10 protein-coding genes and 1 pseudogene are annotated in these 14,490 nt (G+C 40.3%); 2 read left to right on the top strand and 9 right to left on the bottom strand.

Annotation, left to right across the window (positions count from 1 at the left end; genetic code table 11):
- Window positions 1-145: 145 nt before the first annotated feature.
- The 5 genes and pseudogenes from ACERJO_RS07205 to ACERJO_RS07185 all read right to left on the bottom strand — a co-directional run bounded on the left by ACERJO_RS07205 (window position 146) and on the right by ACERJO_RS07185 (window position 8,525).
- Window positions 146-3,541, bottom strand: coding sequence for a glycosyl hydrolase (locus ACERJO_RS07205; protein ID WP_373647067.1), 3,396 nt, complete (start codon window positions 3,539-3,541; stop codon window positions 146-148).
- Window positions 3,542-3,961: 420 nt separating this feature from the next.
- A pseudogene (gene tnpA / locus ACERJO_RS07200) lies at window positions 3,962-4,282 on the bottom strand (IS200/IS605 family transposase); the annotation flags it as partial.
- A 189-nt stretch (window positions 4,283-4,471) separates the two neighbouring features.
- Window positions 4,472-6,775: an NEAT domain-containing protein gene (locus ACERJO_RS07195; RefSeq protein ID WP_373647066.1), complete on the bottom strand. Its 2,304-nt coding sequence runs from the start codon at window positions 6,773-6,775 to the stop codon at window positions 4,472-4,474.
- A 167-nt stretch (window positions 6,776-6,942) separates the two neighbouring features.
- Entirely contained in the window at window positions 6,943-7,344 is a 402-nt protein-coding gene (locus ACERJO_RS07190; protein ID WP_373647065.1) for a hypothetical protein, read from the bottom strand.
- A gap of 386 nt (window positions 7,345-7,730) precedes the next feature.
- Window positions 7,731-8,525: an HAD-IIA family hydrolase gene (locus ACERJO_RS07185; RefSeq protein WP_373647064.1), complete on the bottom strand. Its 795-nt coding sequence runs from the start codon at window positions 8,523-8,525 to the stop codon at window positions 7,731-7,733.
- Window positions 8,526-8,608: 83 nt separating this feature from the next.
- On the opposite strand from ACERJO_RS07185, the gene ACERJO_RS07180 reads away from it, so the two are divergent.
- Complete coding sequence (locus tag ACERJO_RS07180) at window positions 8,609-8,869, top strand: hypothetical protein (protein ID WP_247101811.1); 261 nt, start codon at window positions 8,609-8,611, stop codon at window positions 8,867-8,869.
- Window positions 8,870-9,030: 161 nt separating this feature from the next.
- On the opposite strand, the gene rpiA is transcribed toward ACERJO_RS07180, so the two are convergent.
- On the bottom strand, window positions 9,031-9,729 hold the full coding sequence (rpiA, locus tag ACERJO_RS07175) for a ribose 5-phosphate isomerase A (RefSeq protein ID WP_247101809.1): 699 nt from the start codon (window positions 9,727-9,729) through the stop codon (window positions 9,031-9,033).
- A 228-nt stretch (window positions 9,730-9,957) separates the two neighbouring features.
- On the opposite strand from rpiA, the gene fumC reads away from it, so the two are divergent.
- Window positions 9,958-11,334, top strand: a complete 1,377-nt coding sequence (fumC, locus tag ACERJO_RS07170) for a class II fumarate hydratase (protein WP_373647063.1) — start codon at window positions 9,958-9,960, stop codon at window positions 11,332-11,334.
- A 510-nt stretch (window positions 11,335-11,844) separates the two neighbouring features.
- Here fumC and bioB read toward each other — a convergent pair.
- The 3 genes from bioB to ACERJO_RS07155 all read right to left on the bottom strand — a co-directional run bounded on the left by bioB (window position 11,845) and on the right by ACERJO_RS07155 (window position 14,478).
- Window positions 11,845-12,858, bottom strand: a complete 1,014-nt coding sequence (gene bioB, locus ACERJO_RS07165) for a biotin synthase BioB (protein WP_373647062.1) — start codon at window positions 12,856-12,858, stop codon at window positions 11,845-11,847.
- A gap of 101 nt (window positions 12,859-12,959) precedes the next feature.
- On the bottom strand, window positions 12,960-13,613 hold the full coding sequence (locus ACERJO_RS07160; protein WP_247101791.1) for a FusB/FusC family EF-G-binding protein: 654 nt from the start codon (window positions 13,611-13,613) through the stop codon (window positions 12,960-12,962).
- A 226-nt stretch (window positions 13,614-13,839) separates the two neighbouring features.
- Window positions 13,840-14,478 (bottom strand): hypothetical protein, encoded by a 639-nt coding sequence (locus tag ACERJO_RS07155; RefSeq protein ID WP_373647061.1) that lies wholly within the window; start codon window positions 14,476-14,478, stop codon window positions 13,840-13,842.
- Window positions 14,479-14,490: the final 12 nt, after the last annotated feature.

Raw genomic sequence — 14,490 nt, 5'->3', positions numbered from 1 at the left:
CACACATGCCTTTATAACTATTTTAACATATATACTACTTTCATTTTAGGCTATCCTTCATATGTCATTTTTCACAATGATCCATCATTAACACTCAAAACAGGCAAAACACACCTAGTGCTATTTAGGTGTGTTTGCTCTCAATCTATTCACTCGCAACCAAACGTTTTCTAATGAAAATTGCTAATACTCCCGCAACTATCAGCAGTAAGCCTGCTAGTAAAAAGCTATAGACATTTGTTGCTGTATTCGGCAGTTCATCTTCTGAATCACCTTTAACTATTTCAAGCTCCTTGTCATCTATCGTCTTTTCACCTGGATCTCCTTCTGACGGCTTAGGAGTTTCACCATTCTCTCCGTTCGGTCCGCCATTACCATCTTCAACCGAACCTTCCTTCTTACCTGGGTCTGGATCTGGATCTGGGTCTGGGTCTGGGTCTACTCCAGGGTCTGTCCCCTCTCCTCCATTCCCATTGTCAGCTTCTTCTGGGAGTTCATCTAGACTTGTTACGATGGCCACATAATCAATGTAAGCATTCGTTGTTCCTTCAGATCCAGCAGGACCGATAAATTCAATACCAATCTCTTGGATAGACTCTCTCGAATTTAGTTCACTTATATCATAAATAATTTGAGAATAGCCACCTCTATTAATCTCTTGCTCACCAGAATCAGACCAGCTCCAGTCACCGCCAGATTTCACAAATAGCTTCCCTAACAATGCATCCTCAGCAATCGTGCCTGACTCATCATGTGTTACATTTGCCACAATATAACGATAGTCAGTTAAATTGTAGCCAGATGTCTTCTGAACCTCCGATGTAACACCGTCACCTAGCTGCACAATAGCCTTCATATGATCATCTACAATTTGAGCCTGTGAACCACTCCATCCTTCTAGGCCAGTTTCAAACTGATAAATAATAGGCTCTACTTCCTTACCCTCAGAATCCGGCGCCTCAGGTACTTCTGCTGCACCTTCATCATGCACCGCTCTTAAATCATCAAAATAAAGTACTCCTTCACCTTGACCTCCACCTACATAAAGAGCAAACTGGCTCACTCTCTCCAAACGACTTTGATCAATAATGGCTGTTTGATTGGACTCCCAACCAGCAGGTGCAAAGTCAACAAAAGGTATACGAATCATCCCTTCATAAGGCTCATCCAATTCCACATTATGCTCAAAGCTCACGCCACCTATTTGAATTTGTACCGTTAAATGATGCCCCGGACCATCATGCTTCAACCAAAACTCAAACGCATTCGCACCCCTCCAATCAACTGGGCCAAGAGACGTTTGTCTACCTGCGTAACCCATGCTACCAATCGTATAATCGTACTCCATTGAGTATTCACCATTGTTCTTATACTCAGAAGAGAGTCTTAATGTAATCGGGTCACCATTGCTTGAATAATTACGATGTAACAGCGCGTCGTCGCCCAAATACCCTTCGAAATTATCAACTAGCCATGGATCTAGCGGAGCCTGAACATACGTATTTAAAAGCTCAACATTGTCAATATAGAACGCATCTGACATATTTAATTGAATACCAATCAACGAAAATGCAATGGACTCAGCTTGATCAGCACCAGCTACATCAATCGCAACTGGAAAATGCTTATAGTGAGCACCATCAATTTCTACATTTTCTAGCTCATCTAACGATTGACGATCTGATGCAAACTTCGTCTCCCAATCAGGCGGCAATTGCACAGAAGCCTCTATATCACCTTCACCCGCAGTAGCCGGAATATACGCATCAAACTTCAGCCTCGTTACGTGAGCAAGTTCATCACCAAGCCCTTCTAGCTCAAACTTTAATTCCTGCCACGTCTCATCAACCGGCATACCATCGACTTCAACCTTTAATATACCGTTCCCATCCACAACCGCATGGGACAAATAGCTATTTAATTCTTCCGGCCAAGTGCCATTGCTTTTCACTCCATCAAGGCCTTCATCAAACGTTAGCTTCTTAATCGATATTTCTGGCACTTGAAGATAAAGTCTTACTTCCTCGGAAACGATTAACTCCTCTCCAGAATGGTAGTTGATAACGATATCTACAGAGCCTCCATTCTTAGAAGCAGTAGGAATGTAATCAGCAGAATAATACCCATTTTCATCTATAGTCATCTGATAAACTTCTTTTGAACCTGCCACTTGATACGTAACGGACGGATCCTCATCGTTCACTACTTTCGCTCGTAATACAACAGACGAGTCTGTTACATATGTACCTGTCGTCGGGGAAACAACATACATAAATGGCTCGTGATCGGCAACAACATAACTCTCATCACGATTGTAAGCACTTTCATTTATATCTTCACGAAATGCCGAGTATTCATCTTCGTAAAACTGTACAAAGTCAGGTAATAACTCATGATCTCCACCTAAATCCCCATTCACATCACGATACGGAACAAACATATTATTCGGCCACCCAAAGTTAGCCCACGTTAGCATGTAGGATATGTTTCGTGCATCATCATCTGCTTTTATCGCATTTAACACACGCGTATGCCAATCTAACGTATTACCCGTTTGATTCATCCCTTCAGCGCTGTATCCATATTCAGTAAAGGCTGATACCTTCCCTCTTTCCTCAGCCAATTTCGAGATCATCGCTAAATCTTTTACCATTCCGGATAACCAAGCGTCTGACCCCGCATTTGACTTACTATCATAATTATCAATTCCTAAAATATCGACATACTGATCTCCTGGGTACGTTTCTAAATATCGATCTAAATCGCCAGCAGGACCTGCACCAGGGGAGAACCCATATAAAAAGTTATGAACACCTTTTGCATCCCTTAAATATTCGACTGTATATCGAAAAATCGCTTTGTATTGCTCAGGTGTTGTCGTGCTTGCCCCCCACCAAAACCACGAACCCGTTTGCTCATGGAACGGACGGAAGATGACCGGAATAGGCTCTCCATTATCATCAACTAATTCATGTGCTAAGGCAGCAATATTATCTAGCCAAGCGTTAAATTCATTATGCTTGGAGCCACCTGGCAATATTTCTTGAACGACGTTCCCATCCGTATCACCATAGTATTGACCCGTAACAAAGTTATCCGGATGCATACTTAACGTGATGATGCCTCCTAATTCATGTGCCACTTTCATCGATTCTGCTGTATTTAAAATTCGTTGCTCTTGACTTTCCACATCTGTCCCTGGCTTTTCACGACCATCCAAGCTGTTCGTATCCCACCCAAAAACGGCTGGATAATCACCAACTGCATTCTTCACCTCCGACTCAGTTGAACCAATTCGATTCCCTTCACCTATCAGAGTCAACCCTTCATCTGTTGCATGCTGTTGCCCGAATAACACTTGCTCTCCACTCACATCTTGAAGAAACGCAAACAACTCCTTCGTATAGCGAGTAGCATTCGGATCAGATAAATTTAGCACTCTCTCATCAGATAAAACGCTTTCAGAAAATGCCGTTGATGTCGTAGGTAACAACAATAATAAGGCCAATAGTACAAGTACGCACTTTTTTAATCGATCCATAACAAAACCTCCTCCATCATTTATATATTGTACAAACACCTTCTAAATGTAAGCGCTTGATAAAACTATTATACTTAATTTAATTTATAATTCAATATATTTTTACTTAATTATTTTTAATTTATTAAGTATACTGTAAATAAATCAACAAAAAACGTGATAAAACCTCCATTATAGCCGTTCGTTTTCATAGTTGTCCTTTATTTAAGAAAAAGGAGAAGCTAATTAATTGATTTATCGTTTAAGTTCCAAAATATAATCAAAGAGGCTGGGACAAAAGTGGTTTAACTAAAAGAAAAGCCGAACAATGATAGATGGCTGACGTAAACCGCTCCTGAAATATACTTCGCTACGTTCATCTTTTGTTCGGGTTTCCAGATAGACACTTTAGTTATGTCCCAGCCTCTTGCTCTGCGGCTAGAAGCCTCGACACCAGAACTTTCGATTTCCGTATCGATACTTTAAATGGGCATGTCGATCAAATATCATGAGACTACTCTTCCCTTTTAAGTACCTCATAAATTGAGAGACACTTAGTTTTGGTGGGATGCTCACTAACATATGAATGTGGTCAGGACATGCATTTGCTTCATGTATGACGATCCCTTTTCTTTCACATAAATCCCTTATGATTTGACCAATACTTTTTTTATATTTCCCATAGATAATTTGCCTTCTGTATTTTGGTGCAAAGACGATGTGATACTTACAATTCCATGTTGTGTGTGCTAAACTATTCATGTCCTTCACAGGGCATACCTCCTTCTTTGGTGAGATAAAGTGGTCGGGAAACCAACTTTATCCTACCACGAAGTGAGGTTTTTTTAATACCACGCTAGAAGCTCTTTTGAACCCCCTGCATAGCCAGGGGTTTTCCAAACCATTAAAAAAGTGCTTCAAAGTATATATCCTTGAAGCACCTTACACTTATTATACTAGCCTCTTCCTCATATACAAATAAGCGAATCCTCCCAACAAAAACAAAGCCGAACCAAGCAACAGCAGCACATACAGATTAGTAGATGTGTTAGGTAAAGCTTCACCTGAGCTCTCATTAAACGATTCTTCAGTCGCTTGTTTCTCACCATTGTCTGGAGACTTTTCTTGAAGACGATCCCTATCTCCGGTCACTTCTTCCTCATTTTCTATTTGAACTTCTCCATGATCATTTGGTTCTTCTTCGTTTCCTGGTTGGTCTTCTTCATTTCCGGGAGGCTCTTCCTCGTTCCCTGGCTGGTCTTCCTCATTTCCGGGAGGCTCTTCCTCGTTCCCTGGCTGGTCTTCCTCATTTCCGGGAGACTCTTCCTCGTTCCCTGGCTGGTCTTCCTCATTTCCGGGAGGCTCTTCCTCGTTCCCTGGCTGGTCTTCCTCATTTCCGGGAGGCTCTTCCTCGTTCCCTGGCTGGTCTTCCTCATTTCCAGGAGACTCTTCCTCGTTCCCTGGCTGGTCTTCCTCATTTCCGGGAGGCTCTTCTTCGTTCCCTGGGGGAGCCTCTTCAACAACCTGACTAGAAATCATACCAAAATAAGTAACAAACACCTGCTCCTGACCACCTTGATGTTGTACAATCAATTGGTAAGCATGTGTTAAATCAACATTTGAAAACAAATAGGTGCGACCCCCTTCATTTCGGGAAGCAACCGCCTCTCCATGCTTTTGACTGACTAGCTCAACTTGAGTTGTTTCTTCGCGTCGTGTCACTTCAAGATCAATCGTTCCATCCAAGTCGACATTCATATAAATAGAATCAACGGAATCTGCTAACTCCTCACTTATATCCGCTAATTGCAGCTCATATTGACCAGCTTCTAATTGTTTTATACTCAAAAACTCTGTCAATGCCTCATCCAAACGTTCGTAAGCTTCCGCAATTTCCGGTCTAGTCGCTGCTAAGTTGCTCGACACTTGCTCTGCTTTTTCCAATGCGCTTTGTAAGCTTTCTTGCACATCATGATCCGCATCAAATTGACCATTTGCTGTTCCAATTTCTGCTGTTTCATTAAAGGCTTCAGCTAATAAGAATAACTCCTCTAATTCATTTAGCTGACTCACATTAAAGCTCAAATAAACCTCTTTTTCCACACCTTCATCTATGTATCTTAAGAAGCTTAATCCTTGCCAAACACTGTCGTCTGCATTCGCATGCCTAGCACTCGCTTGATACCAGCTAATTTCTTCTGTTTCTTTACGTACAAATTGTATTGGGGCAACAAACGTTTCTCTAACCTCACCATTAGCAGGAGCCATTGATGAACGAATATCTAAATTATCAGACATTCCTACTACAGGAATATTCACCCGAGCTTGGTGAGTTCCAAATTGTTCTAATATAACGGCCTTATCACCAAAGTCTCCAGTGTGTTCAGACAATGCTGCACCTTCCTCAATTGAATCTAATACAATAAAACGTAAAGTGCCTGTCTCAAAGTACTGATCTCTTTTCACAGAATCCATAGCTAATTGCAAATTATTAGACACAGCTTCAACTTCAGCTTGTGACGCACTTGGATCATTAACGACATTTTTAGCATTCGTTAATCGATTATTGATTTGAGACGTACTATACGTATGCTCGCCATTAGAGATCACATTAGGAATGAATGTGCCACTCGATGGGATCGCTTCAAATAGCGCCTCTGCTTCTGCGATCAAATCGATTAATGATGTTTTGTCAGCTTCAACTTCAATCGGAAGTGTGCTCGTATCAATTTCTAGTTGCACATTATACCAATAATCATACACTCCGCCAGGAAATCCATGGACACCTTCCATATACACATGAATTAAGATATCTGGTGCCTTTGTTACCTCTTCCAACTCATACCGAACGACATAATTCCCATTCTCGTCAGCTTGATCAACTAAACTCGGCTCCACTTCCTGATAACCATCCATACCGGTTATATCAGCACCAGAAATCGTTGCCTTCGGATAGCCTGGTAGCCTGAAGCCAATATAAGGAATATACCCTTCATTTTCAGCCGTTATCTCATGCTCGAAGAAAATTTGCTCCGCTTCCACAATAAATCTGCCTGTATTCTCGACATATAAATACCCATGCGCAGCAGATGTTTCTGATGATCCATCCTTTAAATATCGGTAGTCTGCTTCATATACTCCATCTGGTAAGTCGCCTTCCTCAGCATATGTAGTCGCCACTCCAGGAAATAGTTGTGAAATGAGCAGCATCACAATTATAAAACTAGCAAATGACTTTTGCTTTCTCTTACTCAATGTGTTCCCTCTCCTTTTAAAATTGAAAAATGAGCAATATGATAGAGGGTGTTTCGCAAGCGCTTTATGACTTTTGAAACACCCTCTCAAATAATGAACAAAGTATCTATATCTTGAGAGAAGTAGCTCCTCTCAAGATACATAGTAGTTCATGACTTCTCATAAAATTATAGCCATTCAATAAAGAGTGTCATATAACCACTATGTGGCCCTGCATTTACAAATAATTGAATTTCTAAGTTGTCTAAATTGGCGATATCAAATGTAAATTGAACATTTCCATCTCCATCAACAGCACGATCAGCTTCAACAAAGCTACTTCCGTCCCAAAATAATAAATCACCTAAAATCGTAGCATCTTCTAACGTAATCGTTACCGTTGAACCACCATTAAATATGGCATCTCCAACAATAAATGAACTAGCATGAGCTGAATAATTCTCATCCTCATCTAAAAATTGATAATTGTATGATGCTGCAGAACTAGGAGTCACTAGAGCTAAAGTCAATAAAAGCATCACAAAAAACAAGGCAACAGCATTCTTCATAGATACGGTAGATTTAATCATTTACAAACATCCCTTTCGATTTTAAGATTAATTTTTCATACGTCTTAAATAACTAGAGCGTGGACATTGATTAATCACAACGGACCTAACAACAAACCTTGTTCATACAGGTGGGCTTCTCAAATGACTAATCTCCTTTCATTTATGTGACAATAGCAGACAAAACTACAGATGATAATGAAAATTATTATCAATTAATGTTGATTAAAAAGGCGAGCCAGACGCACGCTTTAAACAGTAATGAAAATCATTATCATTATAACTTTTAAAAAATAGCCTTTCTGCATTGGAAAGGTGTCTTGCTGTTGAAATCTATAATCCTTTCAAACAAAAAGTACCATTAATACCCATCCGTGTCAATAGAAAGTTCACTTTTCATCTACACCTCATAGCTTCATTAACTGCTCATACACCTCTAACAAACTTTGAAACGTATACGTTGCTTCATCCGGCAGCTCTGTATTTTGATAGGAACTTACACCAGATTGAAGGAGTATCGTATCGATTTCCATCCGATTCCCCATACGTATATCTGTGTAAGGTGAATCGCCAATCATCACTGTGTCTTCTAAATCATGTTGATTCTTTCTCTTTAATGCAGAGATCATCCAATCAGTCGGTTTCCCCATTGTTAAAGCTTTCTTTCCAGTAGGCAGCTCTAGCACGGATAATAATGCCCCCGTATCAGGAGCTCTTCCGCCTTTAATCAGGCAATATAAGTCCGCATTTAAACCAATTAATGAGGCTCCACTATCAAGTGCTTGTAATCCTTTAGCAAAGTGGACGTATGTCAGTTCGTTACTCATTGCAACTAACACATGACTAACGTGTTCATCTCCTTTCATTTGCTGAAGCGTTTTTACACGCCAGCCAATTGATGCTATTTCATCCTTTATCCGTTCATTTGCCAACACAAGAATCGTCGCAACCATCGATTCAGCTCGTAAGAAATCATCGATTGCATCAATCGGCGTGGCTATCTCCTCCTCAACAGGAAATCCTAACTTCATTAAACGTACTTGAATTTGTTTTCGTGTATCAGCAGGATTATTCGTCGCTAAAATAAGCTGCTTTTGCTGTTGGCGAATATATTGGAGAAGCTCCTTTGCTCCGGGTAATAATTGATCTCCCCTAATTAATGTCCCATCAATATCAATCATAAACGTTTGATACGATTTCATCTATGCTTCTCCTATCCTTGTATAGATTTTAATAAAATGACATATAGTAACTGGTGATTTCATCCGTAAAAAGGAGTGTTTCGATGAAAAATAACATTTCAAGTACACAAACTCAAAACTCAATTTCACAAGCACAGCAATCGATCGAGCATGCTCATCACGCCATTAGACAGGCTCAATCGCACCCTAGCCCCGAAACGATTGAACACGCTCAAAACTCATTAGAGAAAGCTGAGCATTCTGTTCAGCAGGCTGCCAATATTGATAACGAAGCCGCTTACCAGCTTCTTCGAGAAGACTTAGCTCAGGAAATCGAAGCGTTACAGCAGCTACAGTCTCATTAAGAAAAAGCTGCTACGAAGGAAGCGATTGAAAAAGTACAAATCGACTTTTTCAGTTCCTTTCTTTTGAATAACAATGGCTTCACTCGTTGATTTGACTTCTTTATTCAAAACGAAATGGAAAAGGTATGAGTGCTTTACGATCTCATACCTTTTACCCTTCCTTATGTAGTTAACACTTCAATTGGGAAGCCAATAAATAATCCTGTTTCTATAACGCCTGGAATCGCTTTGATATCACGCTCATATGTAGCAGGTATCTCATCAAAATGCACATCTAAAATCAAGTTTCCAGCTTCTGTAATAACAGGCCCATCTTTACCAACAGCCATCCGTAACGTAATCTCAGTCGCATTTAACTCTTCAAGCTCTGTTTCAACTAAGTGTAGAGCACGTGGATCAACCTCAACCGGGACTGGGAAGTTCTCTCCTAACCTCGATACAAACTTAGATTGATCAACTAATATGTAGTTTTCCTTACAAGCCTTCATCACAATTTTCTCAGCAAACATCGCTCCACCGCGGCCTTTAATCAGGCTTTTCTGTGGATCAACCTCATCCGCGCCATCAAAAGACCAATCTGGACGAGCATTCAGAAGTGTCGTCGTTGGCAAGCCTAATGTCGAACACGCCATCGACACTTCTTGTGAGGTTGGAATTCCAACAACATTCAGCTTTTCCTCGCGAACCTTTTTACTTATCGCTTGTAGTGCTAGAAAAGAAGTTGAACCTGAACCAATTCCAATGACGTCGCCTTCTTTTACACGTTCTGCGACTTTATCTGCAACCTTTTGCTTCGCCTCTATGTTCGAAATCTTGGCTGACCATTGAAGGTGAGTCGCTAATTTATTTTCCCAAATCACTATAATCCCTCATTTCACGTCTTGTTATACGTACAACTTACCAATAGTATAACACAATTAACATAGAGGAAAGCGTTCACTCGTTAAATTCTTCTTTTAGAAAAGGATAAGGAAAAACGACAGCGTCTTTTCGCCTACACCCTCTAGTAAGAAACATAATTCGTTCTGTTTGAATATGCATGACAATCACTAATATACTAAGAAAAAGAAGAATTAAGGGGGCATACCATGAAAACCCGAATGGAAAAGGATACAATTGGTGAAATCTCCGTACAAGCAGATAAATATTGGAAGTCCCAAACACAAAGAAGCTTAGAAAACTTCAATATCGGCAGTGAAATGATGCCACTTGAGCTCATTTATGCTTACTCGATTATTAAGGAAAGTGCAGCACAAGTAAACCATTCACTAGGATTGCTAACAACAGAAAAAATGAAAGCAATCTGTAAAGTAACGACTAAAATACGAGCAGGAGAGCTTGATGAGCATTTCCCACTAAAGGTGTGGCAAACAGGTAGTGGGACTCAAACGAACATGAACGTCAATGAAGTCATCTCCTACTGTGGAAATGAATGGTTAAAGCAGGAAGGATACAACGACTCCATTCATGCCAATGATGATGTAAACCAATCACAAAGTTCAAACGACACGTTTCCAACAGCGATGCACATTGCAATCTATACGAAAATTCAACAACAGTTACTCCCAGAATTAGAAAGGTTCAAGCAAACACTTTCCAAGCAAGTAAAAGCCTTTCAATCACTGATTAAAATTGGTCGTACGCATTTGCAAGATGCTACACCGTTAACACTCGGACAGGAAATTAGCGGTTGGCACCGGATGGTGGAAAAAGACACGCGTATGATCCAAACAAGTTCGGAAAGCTTACTAGAGCTTGCTATTGGCGGAACCGCTGTCGGAACAGGAATCAATGCACACCCTTCCTTTGGAGAAAAAGTGGCTGAACGCATTGCGACCATTACAGGATTCCCTTTCCAAACAGCCGTGAATAAATTCCAAGCCTTAACGAGCCACGATGAGCTTGTATACACTCATGGTGCACTAAAGGCACTAGCAACAGACTTAATGAAAATAGCCAATGATGTTAGATGGCTTGCGAGTGGACCACGCTCAGGAATTGGCGAAATTACGATACCAGCAAATGAACCAGGGAGCTCCATTATGCCTGGAAAAGTCAACCCTACGCAAAGCGAGGCACTCACTATGATCGTTTGCCAAGTAATGGGGAATGATACCTCGATTAGCTTTGCTGCAAGTCAAGGGAACTTTGAGCTTAATGTGTTTAAACCCGTCATCGCTTACAACATGCTACAATCTATACAGCTATTGAGCGACGGCCTACGCTCCTTTCATGACAAGTGTCTCATTGGAATAAAACCGAATGAGGAAAGAATAAAGGAATTGGTCGAACAGTCTCTCATGCTCGTAACAGCTCTCAATCCACATATCGGTTATGAGAACGCAGCTAAGATTGCGAAACTAGCCCATACCGAAGGACTATCATTAAAAGAAGCCGCTATTAAAAGCGGCCACCTTACAGCTAAGCAATATGATCAATACGTCAATCCTGAAAAGATGGTCTGAGAAAAACTGCGTAGCAGTCTTCTCTTAATAGCATTGCGCGGAGCGTTATAACGTTTTTAAGTTTTTATGAAAGTGGGTTCTTTCATAAATGCGTGTAAAGAGAGAGGCCAGCGCCACCTGCGAATCTGCTTGCATCCACCTTGAATTAAACTCCAAATATTTATTTTAAGTGTAAACAATCGAGAAGAGGGGAAAGCCAAAACAGAGGAGTATACAGCGCAGCCACGACTACTCCTACCGTCGCCGCTGTCTTTCTGTGATACGAAGAACAAAGGGAATCCTCATTCCACTAAATCGGGGAAATCTCGCTTCCTGAAATGAAAAAGGAATCCTCGTTCCGCTATTTGAGCTAAATGAAGCCAAAAGGATCCATAAAAGCCATAATAGAGGAATGAGGAACCGTAATGAAATGAAAAAGGATAATAGAGACAAAATAGAGGAATGAGGAAGCTCATAAAACACGCGACCTATACACCATAGCCTTTCTTAATTACGTCGTGTAGTACAAGTCTACGACTTCGCCTCCACCACACTCGTATCTCGCTCAAACGCATTCTCCTCAATCTCAAATCCTAGATCACGTACCATTTCATAATCTGTTAGGTTTGGCTGCCCTTGCGTTGTTAAATAATCACCAACAAAGATTGAATTAGCAATAAACAGACCCATCGACTGCAATGAACGCAGATTGACCTCACGTCCACCTGAGATTCGTATTTCCTTCGTAGGATTTATAAAGCGAAACAGTGCTAATATTTTCAAACACTTCATCGGTGAAAGCTCATCTTTATTAGCAAACTTTGTCCCTTCAATCGCATGCAGGAAATTGACCGGTATGCTATCAGCATCAATCTCTCTTAATGCAAAAGCCATATCAACAATATCCTCATCTGTCTCACCCATCCCACAAATCACACCAGAGCACGGGGAGATTCCGTGTTTTTTCATCGTTTCCAACGTTTCAACACGTTGATCGTATGTATGTGTTGTGACAACTTCACTATGATAACGCTCACTCGTATTAATATTATGATTGTAACGATCGACACCGCTTTCCTTAAGCTTGGCTGTCTGATCTTCGGTAGCAAGCCCTAAACAGGCACAAATTTTCAAATGAGGATGCTCTCTCTTAATTTCCTCAACTGCCCCTGAGATCCGATCGACCTCTCGATTCGTCGGTCTTCTCCCGCTCATCACAATGCAATAGGTCCCTATTTGTCCATTGGCAGCTGTCTTTGCCCCTTCTATAATCGTCTCTTCATCGACGAGGGCATAGGTATCACAGTCACTCGTTGCTTTAAACGACTGCGAACAGTACCCACAATCCTCAGGACAAAGACCACTTTTTGCATTTAAAATCATATTCAGCTTTACTTTTTTTCCGTAGTAATGATGACGAATACGATACGCCTCATGAACAAGCGCAACGACTTCTGTATCTGGTGCTCTTAAAACAGCTAACGCTTCTTCCTTTGTTAACAAATATCCCTTAATAATTTTTTCAGAAATTTGACTCCAATGCATAAAAAACCTCCTATTGTTAACTTCAATTTCATTATAAGTTAACAATAGGAGAAGTGGAAGAGACTTTGTTAAATAAAAATAGTCATGTTCTCCAAACCCAATTATTTATTTAATATTTTTACGAAATGATTCAATTGATCTAATGTCGTTAGGTTTTCATTACATTTGAAGCTGTCTGCGCAAATATAATTACCTCTATTTGTATATGTTTCTTTTCCAGACTTCACTTTAGCCATAAACAAACCAACATCTTCATTTGCATGACATAGTGCACAAATTCCTTTTACGCTCTTCTTAAAAGATCCTTGAATCCCGATTAATATTCCATCGTTCTCTATAATAAGGAATTTCTTTTCTGAGCGAATATCATACCAACCTAAGTACGATAAACTCCTAAAGTCGATCTCTTTAAGAGAAGGCATTTTCAATTTCTTTGCTTTAGGAAAGAGATTCGTTATAGTCTTTTCATTGATCTCTTTAAATGGAACGACAACATTCTTCAGTTCCAGCAAAAAGCGCTCTACTTGCTTATCCTCTTCCAGATGCATCATTTTATTTAATACGGCCTTTTGTCCTTCATTCATATTTGGTATTTGAGAAAATACTTTATCACGAGTACTATATTTCAAAGCGTTGAGAACTTCTTTATCCTTCGTTATTGAATAAGCATAGACGAGATGTTTCAATTGAAATTTAATATAATTGTATTGGTCATTTTTTAGAAAAGGTACATTCTCTTCTACTGAATTTATCATTTCTGGTCAGCTCCTTATTATTTTTTTAAAAGGAATGGTAAAAAATAAGGCAAAGCTGTTTATCAGAAATATAATTAGGCGATTAGATTCATCACTTCATACAAATAATCGCCCCTCTTAATAAACAACTTTGCATGAGGCACTACAAAATTTGGCGGAAGATGAAACAGTTGCGCCATTTGATATCACCACCTTCGGGAATTCCCACATCTAATATGGGTCAAGACTATCCTTTATACAGCAACCCCTTCACGAGCGAACGTAAGTGAGGTTCGTTCTCATCATGCCTTTTCACTTGATTACGAAAGATGAAATCCTCAGGCGCTACCGCCAGCTTTGCAACAGGAGACACTGGATTCTCTGACACCCATTCTGCCTTTGCTCCACCTTGAACAAAGGCATCACTCGGCAACATATAAATCGTCCCTTCTCTCCATAGCGTTCCCGACCAATCACGATTAAGAGAAAAGTAGTAGTAACGTTTGTTTTTTGTTATAATACAAAGATTTTTCAACGCCCCTTCATATTCCAACCGATTGACAACCGCAAAGAACAACGACCAAAGGCCATCTGCTGAAGCAAATACAGCAGTAACTGGCTTACCGTCATACAATGTTTGCGGTCTCGGTTCAAATATCGAAATGTTCGGGTGATTCGATCCATGAACGAGGCAACCTTTCTCGACAATGAGATAATGTAGAAGGAGGTACAACGGATAGGGACCGTTGTATCTCTCCATCTGATTCGTTCGTAATTGATCGTAAGCATGTTCAAAGTTATGCCGCATATCGTTTGTAAATGAAGGGTACACCATTGTAGAAAAAGAAAGACGATCTAGCAGCAATTGTTGAAGCTTTTCTTTCATTATCCTCTCACC

Origin of the sequence: Halalkalibacter sp. AB-rgal2 (assembly GCF_041821005.1) — a bacterium.
Classification (GTDB): domain Bacteria; phylum Bacillota; class Bacilli; order Bacillales; family Bacillaceae_D; genus Halalkalibacter.
This window is presented reverse-complemented; position numbering and strand designations above follow the sequence as displayed.

Bases quoted from the DNA above. Each gene is read 5' to 3' on its own strand.
- fumC (WP_373647063.1), top strand. From the start codon at position 9,958: ATGAAAACCCGAATGGAAAAGGATACAATTGGTGAAATCTCCGTACAA.
- ACERJO_RS07190 (WP_373647065.1), bottom strand. From the start codon at position 7,344: ATGATTAAATCTACCGTATCTATGAAGAATGCTGTTGCCTTGTTTTTT.
- ACERJO_RS07180 (WP_247101811.1), top strand. From the start codon at position 8,609: ATGAAAAATAACATTTCAAGTACACAAACTCAAAACTCAATTTCACAA.
- bioB (WP_373647062.1), bottom strand. From the start codon at position 12,858: ATGCATTGGAGTCAAATTTCTGAAAAAATTATTAAGGGATATTTGTTA.
- ACERJO_RS07160 (WP_247101791.1), bottom strand. From the start codon at position 13,613: ATGATAAATTCAGTAGAAGAGAATGTACCTTTTCTAAAAAATGACCAA.
- ACERJO_RS07185 (WP_373647064.1), bottom strand. From the start codon at position 8,525: ATGAAATCGTATCAAACGTTTATGATTGATATTGATGGGACATTAATT.
- ACERJO_RS07155 (WP_373647061.1), bottom strand. From the start codon at position 14,478: ATGAAAGAAAAGCTTCAACAATTGCTGCTAGATCGTCTTTCTTTTTCT.
- ACERJO_RS07205 (WP_373647067.1), bottom strand. From the start codon at position 3,541: ATGGATCGATTAAAAAAGTGCGTACTTGTACTATTGGCCTTATTATTG.